Annotated in this window: 22 protein-coding genes; 10 read left to right on the forward strand and 12 right to left on the reverse strand. The window is 65.7% G+C overall.

What is annotated here, in order from left to right:
* Positions 1–13 precede the first annotated feature (13 nt).
* From ACP7A3_RS12620 to ACP7A3_RS12655, 8 genes are read left to right on the forward strand one after another with little or no spacing between them, the layout of a single operon-like run.
* Positions 14–5431, forward strand: a complete 5418-nt coding sequence (locus ACP7A3_RS12620) for a hypothetical protein (protein WP_426255813.1) — start codon at positions 14–16, stop codon at positions 5429–5431.
* Between the two features lie 19 nt (positions 5432–5450).
* On the forward strand, positions 5451–7394 hold the full coding sequence (locus ACP7A3_RS12625; RefSeq protein ID WP_426255814.1) for a hypothetical protein: 1944 nt from the start codon (positions 5451–5453) through the stop codon (positions 7392–7394).
* Positions 7395–7406: 12 nt separating this feature from the next.
* Positions 7407–7691: a hypothetical protein gene (locus ACP7A3_RS12630; RefSeq protein ID WP_426255815.1), complete on the forward strand. Its 285-nt coding sequence runs from the start codon at positions 7407–7409 to the stop codon at positions 7689–7691.
* Positions 7691–7882, forward strand: coding sequence for a hypothetical protein (locus tag ACP7A3_RS12635; RefSeq protein WP_198356511.1), 192 nt, complete (start codon positions 7691–7693; stop codon positions 7880–7882). The genes ACP7A3_RS12630 and ACP7A3_RS12635 overlap by 1 nt, the downstream gene beginning before the upstream one ends.
* Before the next feature lie 42 nt (positions 7883–7924).
* Positions 7925–8203, forward strand: coding sequence for a hypothetical protein (locus ACP7A3_RS12640; RefSeq protein WP_426255816.1), 279 nt, complete (start codon positions 7925–7927; stop codon positions 8201–8203).
* The gene (locus ACP7A3_RS12645) at positions 8187–8840 is read left to right on the forward strand and encodes a lysozyme (protein ID WP_426255817.1); all 654 of its coding nucleotides are present in this window, start codon (positions 8187–8189) and stop codon (positions 8838–8840) included. The genes ACP7A3_RS12640 and ACP7A3_RS12645 overlap by 17 nt, the downstream gene beginning before the upstream one ends.
* On the forward strand, positions 8837–9265 hold the full coding sequence (locus ACP7A3_RS12650) for a hypothetical protein (RefSeq protein WP_426255818.1): 429 nt from the start codon (positions 8837–8839) through the stop codon (positions 9263–9265). The genes ACP7A3_RS12645 and ACP7A3_RS12650 overlap by 4 nt, the downstream gene beginning before the upstream one ends.
* Positions 9266–9296: 31 nt before the next feature.
* On the forward strand, positions 9297–9473 hold the full coding sequence (locus tag ACP7A3_RS12655; protein WP_426255819.1) for a hypothetical protein: 177 nt from the start codon (positions 9297–9299) through the stop codon (positions 9471–9473).
* Between the two features lie 192 nt (positions 9474–9665).
* On the opposite strand, the gene ACP7A3_RS12660 is transcribed toward ACP7A3_RS12655, so the two are convergent.
* The 11 genes from ACP7A3_RS12660 to ACP7A3_RS12710 all read right to left on the reverse strand — a co-directional run bounded on the left by ACP7A3_RS12660 (position 9666) and on the right by ACP7A3_RS12710 (position 14311).
* Positions 9666–9959 carry a helix-turn-helix domain-containing protein gene (locus ACP7A3_RS12660; RefSeq protein ID WP_426255820.1) on the reverse strand — a complete coding sequence of 98 codons (294 nt, stop codon included), beginning with the start codon at positions 9957–9959 and terminating at the stop codon, positions 9666–9668.
* The gene (locus tag ACP7A3_RS12665; RefSeq protein ID WP_198356128.1) at positions 9959–10297 is read right to left on the reverse strand and encodes a type II toxin-antitoxin system RelE/ParE family toxin; all 339 of its coding nucleotides are present in this window, start codon (positions 10295–10297) and stop codon (positions 9959–9961) included. Before ACP7A3_RS12665 ends, ACP7A3_RS12660 begins: the two co-directional genes overlap by 1 nt.
* 78 nt (positions 10298–10375) lie before the next feature.
* Positions 10376–10867 (reverse strand): hypothetical protein, encoded by a 492-nt coding sequence (locus ACP7A3_RS12670; protein ID WP_426255821.1) that lies wholly within the window; start codon positions 10865–10867, stop codon positions 10376–10378.
* Positions 10864–11178: a PadR family transcriptional regulator gene (locus ACP7A3_RS12675; RefSeq protein ID WP_426255822.1), complete on the reverse strand. Its 315-nt coding sequence runs from the start codon at positions 11176–11178 to the stop codon at positions 10864–10866. Before ACP7A3_RS12675 ends, ACP7A3_RS12670 begins: the two co-directional genes overlap by 4 nt.
* A gap of 48 nt (positions 11179–11226) precedes the next feature.
* Positions 11227–11727: a hypothetical protein gene (locus ACP7A3_RS12680; RefSeq protein WP_426255823.1), complete on the reverse strand. Its 501-nt coding sequence runs from the start codon at positions 11725–11727 to the stop codon at positions 11227–11229.
* Between the two features lie 23 nt (positions 11728–11750).
* Entirely contained in the window at positions 11751–11891 is a 141-nt protein-coding gene (locus ACP7A3_RS12685; RefSeq protein WP_426255824.1) for a hypothetical protein, read from the reverse strand.
* A gap of 418 nt (positions 11892–12309) precedes the next feature.
* Positions 12310–12501 carry a hypothetical protein gene (locus ACP7A3_RS12690; RefSeq protein ID WP_426255825.1) on the reverse strand — a complete coding sequence of 64 codons (192 nt, stop codon included), beginning with the start codon at positions 12499–12501 and terminating at the stop codon, positions 12310–12312.
* Complete coding sequence (locus ACP7A3_RS12695; RefSeq protein WP_426255826.1) at positions 12498–13127, reverse strand: SOS response-associated peptidase family protein; 630 nt, start codon at positions 13125–13127, stop codon at positions 12498–12500. Before ACP7A3_RS12695 ends, ACP7A3_RS12690 begins: the two co-directional genes overlap by 4 nt.
* Positions 13127–13468, reverse strand: coding sequence for a hypothetical protein (locus ACP7A3_RS12700; protein ID WP_426257151.1), 342 nt, complete (start codon positions 13466–13468; stop codon positions 13127–13129). Before ACP7A3_RS12700 ends, ACP7A3_RS12695 begins: the two co-directional genes overlap by 1 nt.
* A 225-nt stretch (positions 13469–13693) precedes the next feature.
* On the reverse strand, positions 13694–13840 hold the full coding sequence (locus ACP7A3_RS12705; RefSeq protein WP_426255828.1) for a hypothetical protein: 147 nt from the start codon (positions 13838–13840) through the stop codon (positions 13694–13696).
* 114 nt (positions 13841–13954) lie between these two features.
* Positions 13955–14311, reverse strand: a complete 357-nt coding sequence (locus tag ACP7A3_RS12710; RefSeq protein WP_426255829.1) for a hypothetical protein — start codon at positions 14309–14311, stop codon at positions 13955–13957.
* A 420-nt stretch (positions 14312–14731) separates the two neighbouring features.
* Between ACP7A3_RS12710 and ACP7A3_RS12715 the strand changes: the two genes are divergently transcribed.
* Positions 14732–15433: a hypothetical protein gene (locus ACP7A3_RS12715; RefSeq protein WP_426255830.1), complete on the forward strand. Its 702-nt coding sequence runs from the start codon at positions 14732–14734 to the stop codon at positions 15431–15433.
* 313 nt (positions 15434–15746) lie between these two features.
* Here the strand turns inward: ACP7A3_RS12715 and ACP7A3_RS12720 are convergent, their stop codons facing one another.
* Positions 15747–16661, reverse strand: a complete 915-nt coding sequence (locus ACP7A3_RS12720) for a LysR family transcriptional regulator (RefSeq protein WP_426255831.1) — start codon at positions 16659–16661, stop codon at positions 15747–15749.
* 167 nt (positions 16662–16828) lie between these two features.
* Here ACP7A3_RS12720 and ACP7A3_RS12725 point away from each other — a divergent pair, with 167 nt between their 5' ends.
* Positions 16829–17524 carry a type 1 glutamine amidotransferase domain-containing protein gene (locus ACP7A3_RS12725; protein WP_426255832.1) on the forward strand — a complete coding sequence of 232 codons (696 nt, stop codon included), beginning with the start codon at positions 16829–16831 and terminating at the stop codon, positions 17522–17524.
* Positions 17525–17560 lie beyond the last annotated feature (36 nt).

Here is a 17560-nt window from a genome sequence, read left to right on the forward strand (position 1 = left end):
CGGGCTGGTGAGCATGTCTAAGGTATTAAAGACAGCCGCGGTAGTCGTCGGCGCTGTTGCGCTCGTGGCGTCGGGCATCGGCGCGGCGGCTGGCGTCGGCATCGGGCTGGGCCTGTCCGCGTCCACACTCGCGACGATCGCTACCGTGGCCACCGTGGCTTCCGTCGCAGCCGGGGCGTTGACCATCGCCGCCAATTTAACCGCAGGAAAACCGACAGCTAACGCGACCGGCTCACAGGAACAGTTTAGCGCGGATCCCGACGCCGGTATCCCGCTGGCTCTCGGGCGAACAGGTACAGCGGGGAACATCGGCTTTCGACGGGGTTGGGACACGCGCGATGCCGGCGATAACGACCGACAGGCGTTTGTAGCGATCCTCTCGCTGGGCCCCATCGCCGCGATCGAGGGCATGACGGTCGACAAGGTGCCGACGTTCTTCGGCGGTACCGGCGCGGCGATCGGCGCCTTTGCCGGTTTCATGTGGTCGATGACGCAGCTCGGCGCGATGCCGGAGCCGGCGCTTGGCTTCGGGGCAGGTGCAGGCACGCCGCCGGGTTGGTCCGCGCAGTGCGGCCTTTCGGGAAAGGCGGCGGCGTCCTGGACCCTGCGCTTCGACACAAAGGCGAAGGTCTATCAGAGCGGCGTCCCTGCGCCGATGTGGACGGTGAAGGGCGCGCTGGCCTACGACCCTACGAAGGATAGCACGTATCCCGGCGGCAACGGCCCGCACCGTATGGCCGATCCCGCCGACACGGCAGCGTATGACGCGGCCGTTGCGACCTGGGAATGGACGGAGAACCCCTACCTGCTCGGCCTGCGCTGGGCGCATGGCTTTTGGCAGCGCGATCCGCGTGTGCCGGGGTCGACCTATCAGCGCGTTATGGGAATGGGCGCGCCGTGGGCCGGCATCGACGTGCCGGCGTTCGTCGAGGGGCGGAACATCGCCCAGGCCAACGGATGGACGTGCGGCGGCATCATCTTCTCGGGCGACGAGAAGTGGGCCAGCATGAAGAAAATCCTTCAGGCCGGCATGGGCGAGCCGCTTGCCTTGGGTGCGAAGATCTCGTGCCTCGTCAACGCGCCGAAGGTGAGTCTCGCGACGATCACGATCGACGACGTGATCGGCGAAGCGAGCGTCTCCGCGACGCAGCCGCGCCGGAACCGGTTCAACACCGTCACGCCGCGCTATCGGCTGGAGGCGAACAATTGGCAGCTGTTGCCAGGCGCACCGATCAGCGTCGCGGAGCATGTCGCCGAGGATCGCGGCAAGCGGTCGAAGGTGCTGGATTACCCCTTCATCCAGAACACGCCGCAGATCGGCACAGCCGTCCGCTACGACATCGAGAATGCCCGCGAGTTCGGGCCGATCGTCCTGCCGCTGAAACTGGTGTGGATGGGCTACAAGCCGGGTGACTGCGTTACAGCAAACCTCCCTGAGGTGGGGCTCAACAATCAGCCCATCCTGCTGCTGAACCGCGACCTCGATCCGTCGGCCGGCGTCACCACGATGACCGCCCGCAGCGAGACGGCTGGAAAACACGCGTTCGCGCTCGGGCAAGCCGCCACGCCGCCGCCGACCCCGGGCGTTACCGGTCCGATGCTCATACCGACGCCTGGCGCGGCAGCTTGGACCATTTCGGGGACAAGCATTGTCTCCGCTGGATCAGTGGCGCCGGCGTTGATCGTTACCGGCGCCGTCGATGCAGGATCCGCGGAAGCGATCGTTCTCGAATATCGCCCCTTCGTGGATGGCCAGGCAGCAGGCGCTGGCTGGGCGGGCGCGGGCGTTTTCGAGCCTTCATTGATCCGGCAGGAGATCGTCAGCGTTCAGGGCGCTTCGGCGTACGAGGTGGCTGTCAGCTATCGCCGGCAGGGTTTTACCGGCGACCGACGCGTGATCGGACCTGTCGTCACTGGGGGAACGAAGCTGGACTTCAGCGGCGTGACCGGTCCTACCCGGCCTGCGGATCATGCCACAAACAGTGCAGACCCAAACTCGCCGTTCGGCGACAGCACGGTGAAGGAAGCGGTAGCGAAGCTCGAACGGATCGTGCCGATCGAGGAACGGTTCGATCCGATCGAGACCGACGTTTCCGCGCTGAAGGAAGCCCGCGTCGATGCGGACGCTGCGTTGACCGCGCTCACGGGCCGAGTGGATGACAGCGCCGGCGATATCTCCGCGCTGAAGGACGCCGACGCTAAGACGGCCGAGGCTCTCGCCGATCTGGGTGGCGCCGTTGCAGATCAGGGCGCCGCTCAGCGGCAGGTCGGCCAGGCCGTCGGCCGGATCGAGGAAGGCCTGTTGCGGACGCTGCTGGAAAGCGCGCGCACGCGTGACGTGCTGCGGGATGCCGGCATCGTCGTCGATCCCGCGACCGGTCAGGTTCGTATTTATGCCGTCGACCAGCTGAAGGATCGGACCGCCAGCGCCGAAGTCGCGATCGATGGCGTTAAGGGCCTCGTCGCGACCAAGGCGTCGGTGAATTTCGTCCAGGAGCAGATCGCCCTTGCGGTGCTCGACCCGGGGCAGGTCGCCGAGCTGGAGCCGATCATCGCCCGCCTTGCGCAGGCCGAGAGCGCGATCGACGGCCTTAACGCCGCGGTCACGCTGAAGGCGTCAGTCGCCGAGCTGACCGCGCTCGCCGCCCGCACCCGCACCGCCGAGATCGACATCGATGCGATGAAGGGCGCGATCGCGCTGAAGGCGAACGCCGACGTCGTCGATCAGATCGGCTTGCGGACGTCGGAGATCGAGCAGACGCTGACCGCGCTGCCCGACACCGCCGGCCTCGTGGTCAGCGTCCGCCAGGCGCGCGGTGCAGCCGATGGCTCGGCCGATGCGATGCTGCGCTCCCTCCTGTCGGGCGAGACGGCCGCCAAATATCAGGTCAGCCAGCTCGCGCAGGCGAGGCAGGAACTGTCGACCCGGATGGACGACGGCTTCTCGGCCGCCGCGATCGCGCGCACTGCCTTGTCGGCGAAAGTCGACGCCGCCAGCGCTTTGGTGCTGACGGAGGCCGAGGCGAGCATCACGCGCGACGCGGCGCTGACGCGGCAGCTGACGGCGCAGGGCCTGGTGCTCGACGGACAGACGGCCGCGATCGGCCGCCTCGACGAGGCGCGCATCGATGCCGCCGGTGGTATCGCGGGCGCGCAGATGACGATCCGTCAGATGCGCGGTGCGGCGGGCGAAAGCGATGAAGCCTTGCTGCGGGCCCTGGCGGCCGGCGAGACGTCGGCGCAGACCCGTGCGGCGCAGCTGGTCCAGATCCAGACCGACTTCACGACGACGCTCATAGCCGACAAGGCGGCTTCGGCGATCGCGCAGCAGGCGATCCTCGCGCGGATGGGCGCAGCCGAGGCGGCGATCTTCACGACGTCGAAGGTGCTGGCGGACACGACCGGCGCCTACGGTAGCCGGATCAATGCGCTCGAACTCGCCTATGCCGACCCGGTTTCGGGGCAGGCCGCGACGCAGGTGCGCATCAACGCGGTCGAACGCGGGAGCGCGGAGGCCGACGCGGCGCTAGGCCAGCGAATCGAAGCAGTCGATGCCATCGTCAACGATGCGCTGACCGGCCTGAGGGCAACGAGGGCGCAGCTGACCGCAGGCCTTAAGGCCGCAGCCGATCAGCAGAGCGCCTTGGTCGAGCGGTTCGACGAAATGCAGGCCGAGCTTGATGATCCGAATACGGGTCTCGTGGCGGCAATCGGGATGATCGTTACGAACCGTAAGGCGCAGGTCGACGGAGATGCGGCGCTGACGGAACAGGTTGAGGCGCAGGGCGCAGCGCTGGGCGAACAAGCTGCGGCGATCGGCCGGCTCGACCGGACCGCAATCGACAATACGGGGGGCATCGCGGGCACGCAGATGACGATCCGACAGGTGACTGCCGCAGCGGACACCGACGCCGAGGCGCTGCTGCGCTCCATGGCGGCCGGCGAGATTGCCGGGCAGACCCGCGCGGCGCAGCTGGTGCAGATTCAGGCGGAGTTTACGACGTCGCTGGTCGCCGGCCAGCTGTCGGAGGCGACCGCGCGGCAGGCGCTGCTCACCCGCATGGGCCTTGCCGAAGCAGCGATCGTCAGCACCTCCAAGGCGGTCGCCGACGCGCAGAAGGCGTTCACCTCTCGTCAGGATGCGCTTGAGGCGGCGTTCAACGATGCGGCGACGGGGCTTGCGGCGACCCGCGCGCGGATCGTCGCGCTGGCGGAGCTGACCGCCGATCAGAATAAGGCGACGACCGAGCGGCTCGACCTGATCGACGCGCAGCTGCTCGATCCGACGACCGGCAAGCCGATCTCGGGCGCGACGATCGCGGCCGATCGTAAGGCTGCGGCAGATGCCAACACCGCGCGCGTCTCCGATATCTCGCAGCTGCGGGGCGATGTGTTCGACGGGCCTTCCGGCCTGCCGGCCGTATCCGGGCGGATCGATCACGAACGCGAACTCAGTCTCGAGCGTGACAACGCGCTCGGGATCGACATCGACCGGCTCGCGGTCGAGATCCACGACCCTGACGATGGCCTTGCGGCTGCGCACGCCTCGATCGCGGCCGAGCGGCAAGCCAGCGTGACCCGCGACAACGCGAACGCACAGGCGGTCCAGCAGGTGACGGCGCGTCTGGACGGCATTGGTGGTGTCGGCGTCGAGCAGTCGATCGAGACGGTCGTGAATCGCCTAGGCGTTATCGAAGGGCGCTACACGGTCACGATCGATGGCAACGGCAACCTTACGGGCTTTCAGCTCATCGGGTCCGACGCTGGTCCGGGCACGCTCAATCTCATCAACACCGATCTGCGCATGGGCACGGGTCGGATCGTCCTCAATACCGGCAGCTTCATGCAGGTGCAGGGCCTCGGCTTCGGCAAGGACAGCGACCTCATCGAGTGGTTCGGACCGACGATGGCGATCAGCCAGTGTTCGCGTGCTAACGGCGTGACGTACAAGACGCTGACCGGCATCGCCTATTTCGGCGGGGGCTTGGCTGCCGGCGTCATCAAGAACGCGGTGCAGACCACCGATACGGCGTACAACGCCGTGCTCGATAGCGGCGTGTTCGGCAGCAACGGCCGATCGCGCCGGGTCGTCGTCAGCTACAATTGGTCGCGCGTGGCGGAGATCCCTCGCGCCCAAGCTGCCGGCAACGGGGCGATCAGCGCGCAGCTCCTGATCTATCGGGGCTCGACGCAGATCGGCGAACTCAACGTCGCCGGCAAGTGGACGGCCACCGCCTACGGCGGGTCCTCAAACCCTGCGCGCTACGAGGAAGATATGGGCGGGGCCGTCACCGTCAACGACAATTTCGGCGGGACGAGCGTCGTGTACCGCGTCGTCTTGGCCACCCGCACCCTGGGTCCCGGCCCGACCTCCGCGCCAAGCTTCGACAGCCAGGCGCAAGTCATCTCGCTCATCCAGACCGAAGAATAACCCCGAAAGGACATCGACAATGTCATGGTATCGCGCCGGCACGGTTGCGGTGACGAATGGCAACGCCATCGTCACCGGCACGAACACCGACTTCGTCTCCAACACGCAGGTGGGCGAGATCTTCGTCGGACCCGACCTCAAGGTGTACGAAATCGACGTCGTCACCTCGGCGGCGCAGATCTCGATCAAGCCGCCGTATCAGAGCGCCTCGGGCGCGGGTCAGACCTATGGCATCGCGCCGACGCAGAGCTTTGCGCGCGACCTCGCGCTGGCCTTCGCCGGGTTCAAGAACACCTTCGGCGGGATCCTCGACACGATCGGGCAGGGCCTTTTTACCGATGGCTCTATCAATGCGCCTGCCGTCCGCTTTGCGAGCGATCAGGACACCGGCCTGTACAAATACGCGGCGAACGTCCTGGGGGTGGGGGCTGGCGGTTCGATCAGCACGCTATTCGACGGGGACGGCGCGCTCGTGCGTCGCAGGCTCCGGATCGGCCTGGGCGATCCAGGCGCCCAGGGCAGCACCGAAATCCTCACCACTGGCACCTCGCCGGTCGCGACGCGGCTGGCGTTCGGCACGGACGGCACCGGCTATCAATTCGCCATTAGCAAGAACCAGGGCGGCTTGGTCTATGATTTGGTCAACGTCATCGACAGCGGCCGTGTCGGCATCGGAACCACCAACCCGCTGACGAAGCTGCACGTCAATACGAACGGATCGGCACCGTCCTATTCCACTACGGGAAATGACAACGGCGGTGCGTTGGTTGGAGTGAACGGCACCGGCGATATGCAGCTGCTGACCTTCGGCGGTGGCAAGCCAATTATATTTGGCAATTACAACCAAGGCGGTGCGCAGGTCGAATACGGTCGCTTCGACGGTAACGGCAACCTGCTGGTTGGTGCCAGCAGCGGCTCATCGCACGTAATCGCGAAAACGGCCGGCGAAGGCGCAACCGTCTTGGACGTGACAAACGGCGCCAATGGATACGTATCGGCGCGGTTCGCATCGGTAGTCAGCCCGGGTCTCGGCAACGCGGCAAACGCTGCGCTATTTGTGGGGCGTGCCTCCAATAATCGCTCGATCAATGCGCCGGGGACTATCAACGCGGGCGGCGCCGACTATGCGGAATATGTCCGCAAGTCGCTGGCGTGCGGCACGATCCCGAAGGGTGACGTCTGCGGCATCGACGGCAACGGCCAGCTCACCCGTACCTGGGCGGATGCTCGTCGCTATGTCGTGAAGTCGACCGATCCTAACTTGGTCGGCGGTGACACCTGGGCGGCGCACCTCGGACCGCGGCCCGAAGCCCCGCTGTATGCCGCGCCGGCCTATGATGGCCCGGTCGAGCCGACCAAGCCGGTCGAGCCCGCCGCCTTCGTGCCGCCGGTGATCGAGATGCCGGTGCAGCCGGTCCGCGGCGATGGCGAGGATGACGACGCCTATCTGCTGCGGCTCGCCGCGTTCCTCAACGACCGGGCTTTCACGATCGCCCAGGCGCAGGCGGCAGCTGATGCCCAGATTGAGGCCGCAAAGGCGCAGGCCGCCTATGCCGCGGCAGTCGGCCAGTATCAGGCGGACCTCGCCGCCTATCGGGATGCGCAGGCGGCACATCGCACTGTGGTCGAGGCGGCCGAGGCGGCGCATGCCGTCGCGCTCGCCGAGCATGGCGAAGCGCTGACCGCCTGGGAGGGCGAGTTGGAAGCCGCCCGTCAGACGGTCGACCGCATCGCCTTCTCGGGGCAGGTGCCGGTCAACGTCGACCCGGACACGCTCGCGGCGTGCGAAGCGGCGTTGGGCGATGGCGTGGCGGTCTACCTCGTCGCGGTCGCCCGCGGCGCCGGCATCGGCGTCACCGCCGTGCGCGAAGCCGACATGACGCTGCAGCAGTACATGCGCCGTCTCGGCGCCGTCTGGGCGATCCGCGACGGTCGTCCCTGGATCGACGTGCAGCACGGCTGATCGGAGACATCGATGGTCAACACCTCCACGCCAGCGCCGCCGCGCTGGATTGCGATCGCTGGCGCGATCGCTACATGCTCGGGTCTGATCGTCGCGGTCTGCGGCTATCTGATCGCGATCGGCAATTGGCGGGGCGGTGTCGACAAGGACATCGCCCAGCTGAAAGCCCAGGCATCGCAGGCCGAAGTCAACGACCGGACGTACATCCCGGTGCTGGTCGGCATGACGCGCGACGTCAGCTACCTCGCCGACCGTGCGCGCCGCGAGGACGAGCGCGCCAGCCAGAGGGGGCGGTAATGGCGGACATCATCGGCGGCGCCATGATGGTGGTCGGCGGCGCGGCCATGTCGGCCGGGTCCGTGACCTGCGTCCGTGGCCTCGCTCGCCGCCCGATCGAGGCGGCGCGCCAGCTGCTCGGTGATAGCAGCGCTGCCATCCCCCAAGCTGTGCCGGCCGACATGGCCGGCCTGCTTGACCAGATCCCCTAATCCTTGGCGGGCGCGGTGCCCGCCTTCTCCTGGAGACTGCTGATGAAGCTCCCCGACGCTTGGCGGCGGGTGCGGGCCCTATGGGCGCGCGCCTGGCCGCTATGGTCCGTTCGCGTGTCTGCGTTCGGCGCCATCCTGACTGGCATCGCGCTCGGCGCGCCGGACGCGTTGACCCACGCTTGGGCATCGATGCCAGCGGAGATCCGTGCGACGGTGCCGGACAGCTGGGCGCGCGCGATCCCGACGATCCTGTTCGTCGCGACGATCGTCGTCCGACTCATCCCGCAGCGGAAGGGGGTGGCCGATGACGCGCGCTCCTGATCCGCAGGCGCCGCCGACGGGCGCGCCGCGCAAGACGCTCGCCACTGTGACCGGATCGGTTCTCGCCGCGGCGCTGCTTTTTGTCCTCGTGCCGAAGGAGGAGAGCGGTCGAACGGTGTCGGCGACCGTGAACACCGATCAGTCCGTAACCGTCAAGCACGTTGCCGGTGCTCGCCACCTGCAGACGTATCTCGACATCGTCGGGGTGCCCACCGCCTGCGATGGCGTCACCAAGGGGGTGAAGGTCGGGCAGGTCTACACCGCCGCGCAGTGCGACGCGATGAACGAGGCGGAACTCATCGCGCACGCCGAACCGGTCATGCGTTGCGCGCCGTCGCTGCGCGGGCGCGGCCCCCAGTCGGCGGCGGTCGTCTCGCTGGCCTACAATATGGGGACCAACGCGATCTGCGGATCGACGCTGGTCCGCAAGATCAACGCGGGCGACTGGCGGGGCGCCGCCGATGCCTTCGGAGCCTGGAACAAGGTGACGGTGCCGCTGGCGCAGGTCGCCGCGTATCGGCGCCGGGGCGAGACGTGTGCGCCCAAGGCGTCGGGCGGCTGGTCGTGCACGTCGAAGGGCCTGACAGCCCGCCGCCAGCGGGAGCGCACGCTGTTCCTTCAGGATCTGCCGAAATGACCGGCTGGCAGGTCCGGGCGATCGCCATCGCTGTCGTCGCGCTGCTGCTCGGTGCGGCCCTGTTCACCGCTCATCGGAAGGGCGAGCGGGCAGGGGCTGATCACGTCACCATGCAGGTTCAGCGCGATCACGCCGCCGCCGTCACTGTGGCGCGGCAGGATGAGCGCGCCGCCGTCGACGCATCCGCCACCATCGCGACCAGCGTCGCGCAACAGACGGTCGCCTCGGCGGCCGTCACGCATCACATTGTGGAGAACCTGCGCCATGCGCTCGACACTATCCCGCCTGCTCCTGCCGGCGATCCTCTGCCTGCCGCTCCTGTCGACGGCATGCGGGACGACATCAACGTTGCCATCGCTCGCGCGAACCGAGCGGCCGAAACTGCCACCGCTGTCGCCGGAGCTGGTCAAGACCGAGCATCTTGAGCCGCTGGCGGCAAAGCCCGCCGGGCGGCTGGTGACGATTGACGTGGCGGTGCTGACGGAGATTGTGACGCGGCTCGCCGAAGCGGTGGGCGCGGTCGAGCGCGGCAACGTGCGCGCCGGCGGCGTGATCCGGGAACGGCGGTGCGTCTCGGGGCTGCTCGCTACCGGCGCGCCGCCGCCGGGGTGTCCTCCGCTTCGAACGCAATGACATGGGGTCGGTCAGGGATGGCCGGCCCCATTTTTCGTTTTGCCACGCACATGCAGGCCAACCGCGATCGCGGCGGCGGTTGATGCCCGCAGCGCGCCGTGAGATGTTCGGCTATCGCGCCAACCGCTCGGCCGCGATCCGGCGCCATCTGTTTGAGGCGGTCGGCGGCGGCGTCCCCTTACGATCGAGTGATTACGCCGACACCTTCGCCATCAGCCGCTCGACCGTCTCAGGTTCGGCCTCGATCATCGCCAAAAAGGCGCGCGCGGGTGCATCGGGATAGCGCCGCTTTTGCTCCCAGTCCCGCACCGTCCCAATGGGGAGGTGATAGGTTTGCGCAAATTCGGCCTGCGTCTTCTTGGTGGCCACGCGCACGGCCTTGGCGTCGATCGGCTTCGCGACGCGCGCCTTGCTTTCGTCACCCTCAACATAGGCGATGGCATCGGTGATGCCGTCCATCATCATGTCGAATGCCTTGCGAGCCATTATCGTCCTCCAAGTCCATCAGTCAGCCGCTTGCAGGCGCTGGCGAACGTGTTCTGCTCATCCTTGGTTAGGTTGGTCTTCACATTCTTCGGGAAGACCGTGAGCAGAAACACCGGAAACGCTTCACCCGCAAAGTAGGTCACGACCCGATAGCCGCCTGACTTTCCGCCGCCCTCACGCGCCACGCGAAGCTTTCGCGCGCCGCCGCATCCGGGCATTATGTCGCCAGCCTCCGGGTTCTCCGCGATCAGGTCAACGATCGCGGACCGCTCATCGTCATCGACACCGGCCAGCTTCGCGGCGCGAAGGTAAGCATTGGTTTCGATCACCGTGTGCATAGCGCCATATACGGCAATGCCGTAGTGATGTCAATAGCGAAATACGGCATTGCCGCACTTCCCAGTAGGCTTCCTCCGTCAATTTCCGCCCGGCCGGATGAAGACGCTGACCGTTTTCACAACCCGCTCGACCTGCGTCATGATCCGGCCCCACCAATAGCCGACGAGAATGCGGCCGGTCTGAAACCGGAAAATGCGCGATGCACGGCGGCTGCCATGCTTTGCCACCCAGATAGGGTAATAATCCTCCAGATTGGCAGTGGCGTCCTTCGCCTCGTCCGGCTTCATCAGCAGATCGAACAGGAACGTCGACGGCGGCATTTCACGCTGGGCACCTGCGGTCGCCATGTGCATCGCGATGGAAATTGAGAGACGGCCGTCGAAATACCGTTCCAACAGACTTGCTACGTTGGCCTGAGTTTGGTCATCCTCTGACACAGCGTTTAGCGACGTTCGCACTGCACGAATGTGTTCGAGTAAGTCGTCAGGGCCTTTTTCGGAAAATTCAACATAGACGCCGTTCACATAGGCGCGCGCATCATCCTGATCGTCATCCGGCTGGCCGCTCATGCCAACGCCCCCTTCAGCTGATAGCCACCCAGAGCCGCCGTCTGCGATAAGCCGGCCTGCAACGCCCGCGTCCCGTCGGCAGTAACGGTGAAGGCCTTGCGGGGTCGGCCCTTATCGTCGGTTTTCGAGCCTTCGGACAGCATGCCCTTCGCCGCCATACGCATAATGGTTGTGTAGACCGCGCCGAAAGCGGGTTCCTTTTCACCTTCGGGCACGGTCGCCACGATGTGCTCGTAGATGCCGCTCGGCAGCGAACCCGCGCCCGCGCGGATCGTGGCGAGCAGCACGACCTCTTCCAGTTTTCCGATCATAGGACCTCCTCATCTGCAATGTAGACGTATACATTGCAGATGCAAGGGTCAGTGAGCGTTCGGATCGCGATAGGGGAGGGCGCGGCGGCGGTCGCCGCGCTCCAGCGTCGACATCAGATCATCGTCGGGCCTGTCCGCATACACACTGCCCGCGCCCTGAGGCTTACACCCCAGCGCCTGGAACACGTCGGCGTCATTCGCGCGCAGCGGGAGGGACGATAGCATATCTTTTTGGATCGCTAGGCATCGGCGCTCGTTGGCCTTCGCCGCGGCGGCGGCATTACTGGTGGCAGGCAGCAGTATTGCGCCGGCAATGACGAATAGCACCAAGCCGATGACGGCGGACGCGATCGACCAACGAGGGGGCAACTGCTGTCCGAAAAAGCGCAGACCGGCGGCAACGGCGAACAGGCACCCGCCGGCAGCAACAGCCACCGGGTTTGCGAACGGCAATAGCGGAGTGAGCGCGAAGGCAGAGAGGATCGCGATCGTGGCGAGAGCACGATCGATCGCGGTTATGATCCCCTCTTCGACTGCCCACACGCCCATAGCATCCCCCTTATCTTTCCGGCTCACCGGCCATTGCGTGCAAGATGATGCAGTTGCCGGCCGGCAGCCTCAAGAGTGGCGAGCGGAATATCCCACAGCTTCTTGGCGAGGTACTCGATCACCACCTCATCATCGTTGCTGGTGCATCGTCGGCAGCGCGCCATGTCGAATCGCTTGCGATGTTGTTCCTGATCCGTTCCATGGCCGGATGCGCCCCGGCGAGCGAATCACGGTCGAGCTATCGATACAGATCCTGCGCACCGTCATGTCGGCCGGCGAGCAGGTGCCGCCTGACTGCGCGCCCGTTCGGCTCGCTCTGCGATGCCTCTGGCGGCACTGCCCCGAACGCTGGCCGCTCTTTTCGTTCTGGGAGGGCTGCCAGTGCGGACACGAGATCGGCCGGCAGCAGACGATGACGTCGGCATTCAACGGGATCATTCGTCAGCTGCGCCGATCGGGTGCCTGGTCTGACACGTCGGGCTAGTCGCGGTGTCGCGTCGCCAGCCGCAGGAACACGATCGCCCCGACCAGCGCCGCGGCGAACGCCACGAATATCACGAGCTGGCCATCCATCGCGGCCGGCTATCGAAACATAGCGCTCGCGGCAAAGCCCTGAGGGGTAAGCTGCCATCGGTCGTGCCAGTGGCGGGCCAGGCCGTCGGCGGCCAGCTGGTCGACCGCGCCCAGCGGTGCATCCGCGGGCAACGCCCATCCCTCACCGTCGTGGTGCGCGGCGTCGATGACCGCCTGCAGCGCCGGAGGCAGATCGCTCAAGCCTTGGCATTCCTCGTAGGGAAAACGGGTCCGCGCACCGTCATCCGCTCGGCCGGATAAGGCTGTTGAAGCGCGACGACATCGTCATAGCTGCCCTGCAGCCAGCGATCCCAATCCGCTTCGTGCAGAATGGTGATCATCGCTTTGGGGTGGATTGGCGCGACTATTTCGTTCGGATCGCACGTCACCATGGAAAAGCCGGCGCCCTTCGCCGTGTGCTGCCAAAAGCCGGCGATCGCGAACACCGGCTGGTCGACGACGTTGAACCACATCTCCCCTTTGATCGGCTTGCCCTCGCCCACCTGATGGAGGTCGGGCGTCCACTCGCAGAATTCGGTGAGCGGGACGAGACACCGGTTTTCCGGCTCAGCCGCCAGCTTCCGCCACTGCGGCAACCCCAGACTGCGGACGTTCGTCATCGGCCACTTGGCGCCGCCTCCGAGCACGTCCCACAGCATCACATCGACAGCGCGCCGGCCGCGCTCCTCGCGCAAGACGAACGCCTTCGACTTTGGGAATAGCTCGTGAGGGTCCTTGTTTGGCCGGACGACGTCCTGCGCCCAGCTGGCGCCGAAGCGTTCGAAGAGCGTCTCGGGCTCGCTGCTTAGGCGCGCACGGTTGCACATCAGCGAAGATCCAATGTTAGTGGCTTGCGATTGGGCTGGCGTTTCGCCTCGGGCGACGCCGGCTTGGCCACTGACGCCGGCTTTGGCGGAATGGTAGCGGTTCGTGGTCCCGAGCTTTTCGTGTCGGTCTTGCCCGGCTTCGTGGCCGCCTCCAAAGGCGCCGGACTGTTCGCCACGGCCGCCATCGCAAGCGCGCTCTTCAGCGACGCCACTTCCTGCCGCAGCATTTCAGCATCCACTAGATCCTGGCTCGCGCGCAGTTCGGCGTTCTCCCGCTGAAGCTCCACGATTCTCGCCATCGCCACGTTGAGCCTTACGTCACCCTCAGCGTCGGCGGGCACGTCAGTGGGCTGTTCGAGCTTGGCGCACCTTGGCGCACCTTGGCGCGGAGGCGTCATTTTGCCCACAGGCGCTCACCATCAGCGCCAGAGCAGGGGCAGCGAGCTTTCGCATCGGTCAGAGGCGCCAGATCATGCGCGCCAGCGACCAGATCGATGAGATGGCTCCGCTCGCGACGAGAAGGCCGACGATCGTCACCTCGATACGGAACATCGCCGATCGCAGCCTCATAGGTCGAGGCCCCTACGCCGAATCCTGACGAGCAGCCGATCGGCGGCAGCGTCGCCGGCCTCGCCGGGCGTCGCCTCGTATGCGTCAAGCAATTGCTTGTCGGTCAGCTTGGTCGGATCGGTCGAATCGTCTGGATCAGGCATTCTATCAGCCTGCAGCACCGATCGCCTGCGCGCCAGCGTCTTGCCGACGTGTCGGCTATCCTAGCGCGTAGTTGAGTGATCGGCCGAAATTGTCAGCCGATCACGTTGCTTACCTTACTTCGAAGGAGGGGTCCGTTGATCATGCGGCAGCGGCTGAACGACGATTGAAAAAGTGAGAGTCGCCAGCTCCTCGTGATGGCCGTGCTGAATGAGACTCCAGCGCACATCATATTCGGAGTGACCGCTCGATGTGCGACCCTTTTCACGCCCGGCAGTGTGCGCTCCAGTACCGGACCCGGCGGCCGTTTCGATCACCACCAACGCGCTGTCGTCCGGTGAAATTGCGGCCAATTTATGGGTGCGCACGAATGCAAAGCGTTGGCCGTGGGCAGTGACCTCAATCCTGTCGGTTGGGACCACGACCACCGAACCGTGTGACGTGATCGGTCCGTTATTCAGCTGAATATCCATGCTCTCTCCTGGTTTGGCAGATTTGCGGTTTCGACAGGCAATATCGTGCCTCGCGAACTCGCAGGCAACCGGCCCACCGCCAGCCAGCATAAGCTGGCTCGAGGCCACTTGCTTCTTTCCGACAAGTTTCACCTCGCTCAGGGGGCCATCAGGCAGAGACCGAACCATTTGAACGATAGAAGGGCAGGCCGATGTTTCTTATTCAGCTGCAGTGATCAATCAATCCGGTGCAGCTCCGGTGCAAAATGCCTTTGTTCCCTTCCCGTTGCTCGCTTGTTCCGCTTTTTATGCAGCGCGTTTGGTCATGAAATGGCGCAAATCCGGGCGAGGGCCTGCCCTCCGAAGGAAGGGGGCCGAGCATCCAAAGGTATCTGGATGCAGAGGGTTGGCACACAAGCGATAATCGCGCAGGCTGACCGAATGGCGATCGATGTCACGAAGATGATCGAGCCCGCAAAGGCGGTGCTGGCCCCAGCTGGGGGCACTCTGAGCGAAGCCTGGGCGGCCGTCATCGGGGATCGAATCGCGACGTGGCGGCTCAAAAATGCGGCAGAGCTTCAGCTGAAGGTCAATCGCGAATGGGCCGCGCTTGGGCTGAAGGTCGACCGCTCCAAGATACCTGAGCGCTATGCAATCGCATGGTTCGAGGAGGCGACCAAACAGGACGAGGCTGAGATTCAGACGCTCTTTGCTCGTCTGCTGGCGAGGGCCGCCGCCGGTGACGAGGATGCTGCTGATCGCCGTTTGCTCGAGATCGTCACGAGATTAACGCCGTTCGACGCGAAGGTCCTCGTGTGGTTGTTTGAGAAAGGTGGGCCTCCGCCGCGACACCCCGAGATGAGCGAGTATGAGGCTTGGAAGGGCAGTCGGGCAGATCTGGGAGAGCAAGCATCGATCTCGATCGATCACCTTGTCGCGCTCGGAGTCTTTGAGCGTCAATTCAATCTGGTGCGGGAGGTCGCGGGATCGTCATGGCGCGGACTGGAGTTCGGGGATACGATCAACAGCCTGGCAGATGATATGGCCAGCGCCCTTTCTGTGACTGCCACCCTTTCGGCTTCGTATCTTGGCTTGGCGTTGTATGCCGCTTGCTTTGCTCCATCGGCAGCTGCATCGGCGTGACGCGCTCGTCACGAGGCAAATTTTTTATCCATGGTATGGCCCATGGAAAATTATTGGGCGCCACTTAGCTGGGGCGCAGAAATCAGCCGTTTGTGAGGCTTGATAAGACTGCCTCCCTCTCCGCCACTTTGGCCTTTTTGGGCCATATCCGTACCATCCGAAAATTAATGTAAACCGGTAGAAATCGGCGGTTTTTGCGTCCGCTGATGTATGCGGGGATCCACGCCAATCCGCGCTCGGGGTCCATCACGTCAATCGAAGCCGCCATCGATGGGTCGAGAAGTGAGCCCCACGATGTCGTGTCGACTTGGCCTCACATCCTGAGCGCGGCGATCAACGCATCGCGCGCGAGCGCAACGCGGGGGTGCCGCAGCGACGAACGCGCCCAGACGAGGTAGAAGGTATTGCGCGGCACCCTGATCGGCGCGGGTATCTCCACGAGCGTGCAGTCGGCCCGCTCGGCACGGGTCAGATAACCGGGCAGGACCGTCCAGCCGAGCCCCGCACACAACCCAGATCGCAGCACGCGAAGGTCGGGGGCGGTGAGGGCGGGCTGACCGGCCAGCGCGATCCGGTTGGCCTCGAGCCAGGCGCGCAATAGCGGCCGGTCGAGATCATATGCCAGATGCGGTATGCGTGTCAGCGCATCGGCCAGCGGCAGGCCCGCCATCCGCTCGATCACTGCCGGCGCGGCGACGGCGCGCAAATCCTCATCCCCGAGACGGTGAAAGGCGAGCCGGGGATCGTCCGGCTGCGATGCCGTCACGGCCAGATGCACCTTGTCCTCCAGCAACAGGCTATAAAGCGCGTCCCGCCCGCCAATGTGGAGGCGCAGGTCGAGGCCCGCGTCCAGCAGCGGCCCCAGCCGGGGGGCGATCATCTCGCCCAGCAAATCCGATGGCGCGGCGATATGCACCGTCCCGGACATCCGCGAGGATCGCGCCCGCGCCGTGGCGAGGGCCGTTTCTGCCGTATCGAGGCTGTCGCCGATCGCCGCAGCCAGGTCGTCGGCGATGGCCGTGGCGCGCACGCCGCGGGAATGGCGATCGAACAGGGGGTGGCCGAGCTGCGCCTCGAGCGAGGCGATATGCTGCGATGCGGCGGGCTGGGTGAGGCCGATCGCGCGGGCCGCGTCGCTCAGCGAGCGGCGGCGATAGACTTCGACAAAGGTGCGCAACTGCAAAAGGGACATTGGGTTTCCATAACCTGTCTTATGGCTGATCGCCATTCCGCTTGGATTTGCTGATGCCGGCGAGGGCCTATCTGAATGGGCACAAGGACGGACACGAACGCCCGGTCGCCGCTGCCGGATCGCACAGCCCTATGGCCTCGTCGTCGCAGGTGCGGCAGCGGGCACCCCGCGTTCGCGACGTCCACGCAGCAGGAGTTTTGACGATGACCCGTATCCTCATGGTGACCACGTCCGCCGATCGCATGACGCCGGGGACCGAACCGACCGGCGTCTGGCTGGAAGAGCTGACCACCCCCTATTACGTCTTCCGCGATGCCGGTGCCGACGTGACGCTCGCCTCGATCACGGGCGGCGCGGTGCCGGTCGACCAGCGCAGCGTCAATGCGGACGGCGAGAACGATGCCTCGGTCGAACGCTATCTGAAGGACGAGGCGCTGAAGGCCGAGGTTGCGGATACGCCGGTGTTCACCGACATCGATCCCGACGGCTATGACGCGCTGTTCCTGCCCGGCGGCCACGGCACCATGTTCGATTATCCCGGCAGTGCGGAACTGGCGCAGCTGGTGGAGCGGTTCGACCGCGCGGGCAAGATCGTCGCCGCCGTCTGCCATGGCCCGGCGGGGCTGGTCTCGGCCAAGAAGGCGGACGGCACGCCCTTCGTCGCCGGTCGGCGTGTCGCAGGCTTCACCGATAGTGAGGAACGCGCGGTCGGATTGGACCAGGCCGTGCCCTTCCTGCTCGAAACCCGCCTCAAGGAACTCGGCGGCCAGCATGAGGCAGGCCCGGACTTCGCCCCCTTCGCCCTGCGTGACGGCAATCTGGTGACGGGCCAGAACCCGGCGAGCGCGACCCGTACGGCGGAACTCGTGATGGACGCCCTGAAGGACAAGGCGGCATGATCATGCGGAATCTCCAGACCATGCTGCGCGCCGCCG

This window comes from Sphingomonas sp. DC5200-1, from assembly GCF_049897245.1.
Classification (GTDB): Bacteria; Pseudomonadota; Alphaproteobacteria; order Sphingomonadales; family Sphingomonadaceae; genus Sphingomonas; species Sphingomonas aquatilis.

Excerpts from the sequence above, each read along its gene's own strand:
- ACP7A3_RS12620 (WP_426255813.1), top strand. The coding sequence starts at position 14 with ATGTCTAAGGTATTAAAGACAGCCGCGGTAGTCGTCGGCGCTGTTGCG.
- ACP7A3_RS12625 (WP_426255814.1), top strand. The coding sequence starts at position 5,451 with ATGTCATGGTATCGCGCCGGCACGGTTGCGGTGACGAATGGCAACGCC.
- ACP7A3_RS12630 (WP_426255815.1), top strand. The coding sequence starts at position 7,407 with ATGGTCAACACCTCCACGCCAGCGCCGCCGCGCTGGATTGCGATCGCT.
- ACP7A3_RS12635 (WP_198356511.1), top strand. The coding sequence starts at position 7,691 with ATGGCGGACATCATCGGCGGCGCCATGATGGTGGTCGGCGGCGCGGCC.
- ACP7A3_RS12640 (WP_426255816.1), top strand. The coding sequence starts at position 7,925 with ATGAAGCTCCCCGACGCTTGGCGGCGGGTGCGGGCCCTATGGGCGCGC.
- ACP7A3_RS12645 (WP_426255817.1), top strand. The coding sequence starts at position 8,187 with ATGACGCGCGCTCCTGATCCGCAGGCGCCGCCGACGGGCGCGCCGCGC.
- ACP7A3_RS12650 (WP_426255818.1), top strand. The coding sequence starts at position 8,837 with ATGACCGGCTGGCAGGTCCGGGCGATCGCCATCGCTGTCGTCGCGCTG.
- ACP7A3_RS12660 (WP_426255820.1), bottom strand. The coding sequence starts at position 9,959 with ATGGCTCGCAAGGCATTCGACATGATGATGGACGGCATCACCGATGCC.
- ACP7A3_RS12665 (WP_198356128.1), bottom strand. The coding sequence starts at position 10,297 with ATGCACACGGTGATCGAAACCAATGCTTACCTTCGCGCCGCGAAGCTG.
- ACP7A3_RS12670 (WP_426255821.1), bottom strand. The coding sequence starts at position 10,867 with ATGAGCGGCCAGCCGGATGACGATCAGGATGATGCGCGCGCCTATGTG.
- ACP7A3_RS12675 (WP_426255822.1), bottom strand. The coding sequence starts at position 11,178 with ATGATCGGAAAACTGGAAGAGGTCGTGCTGCTCGCCACGATCCGCGCG.
- ACP7A3_RS12680 (WP_426255823.1), bottom strand. The coding sequence starts at position 11,727 with ATGGGCGTGTGGGCAGTCGAAGAGGGGATCATAACCGCGATCGATCGT.
- ACP7A3_RS12685 (WP_426255824.1), bottom strand. The coding sequence starts at position 11,891 with ATGGCGCGCTGCCGACGATGCACCAGCAACGATGATGAGGTGGTGATC.
- ACP7A3_RS12695 (WP_426255826.1), bottom strand. The coding sequence starts at position 13,127 with ATGTGCAACCGTGCGCGCCTAAGCAGCGAGCCCGAGACGCTCTTCGAA.
- ACP7A3_RS12705 (WP_426255828.1), bottom strand. The coding sequence starts at position 13,840 with ATGCCTGATCCAGACGATTCGACCGATCCGACCAAGCTGACCGACAAG.
- ACP7A3_RS12710 (WP_426255829.1), bottom strand. The coding sequence starts at position 14,311 with ATGGATATTCAGCTGAATAACGGACCGATCACGTCACACGGTTCGGTG.
- ACP7A3_RS12715 (WP_426255830.1), top strand. The coding sequence starts at position 14,732 with ATGGCGATCGATGTCACGAAGATGATCGAGCCCGCAAAGGCGGTGCTG.
- ACP7A3_RS12720 (WP_426255831.1), bottom strand. The coding sequence starts at position 16,661 with ATGGCGATCAGCCATAAGACAGGTTATGGAAACCCAATGTCCCTTTTG.
- ACP7A3_RS12725 (WP_426255832.1), top strand. The coding sequence starts at position 16,829 with ATGACCCGTATCCTCATGGTGACCACGTCCGCCGATCGCATGACGCCG.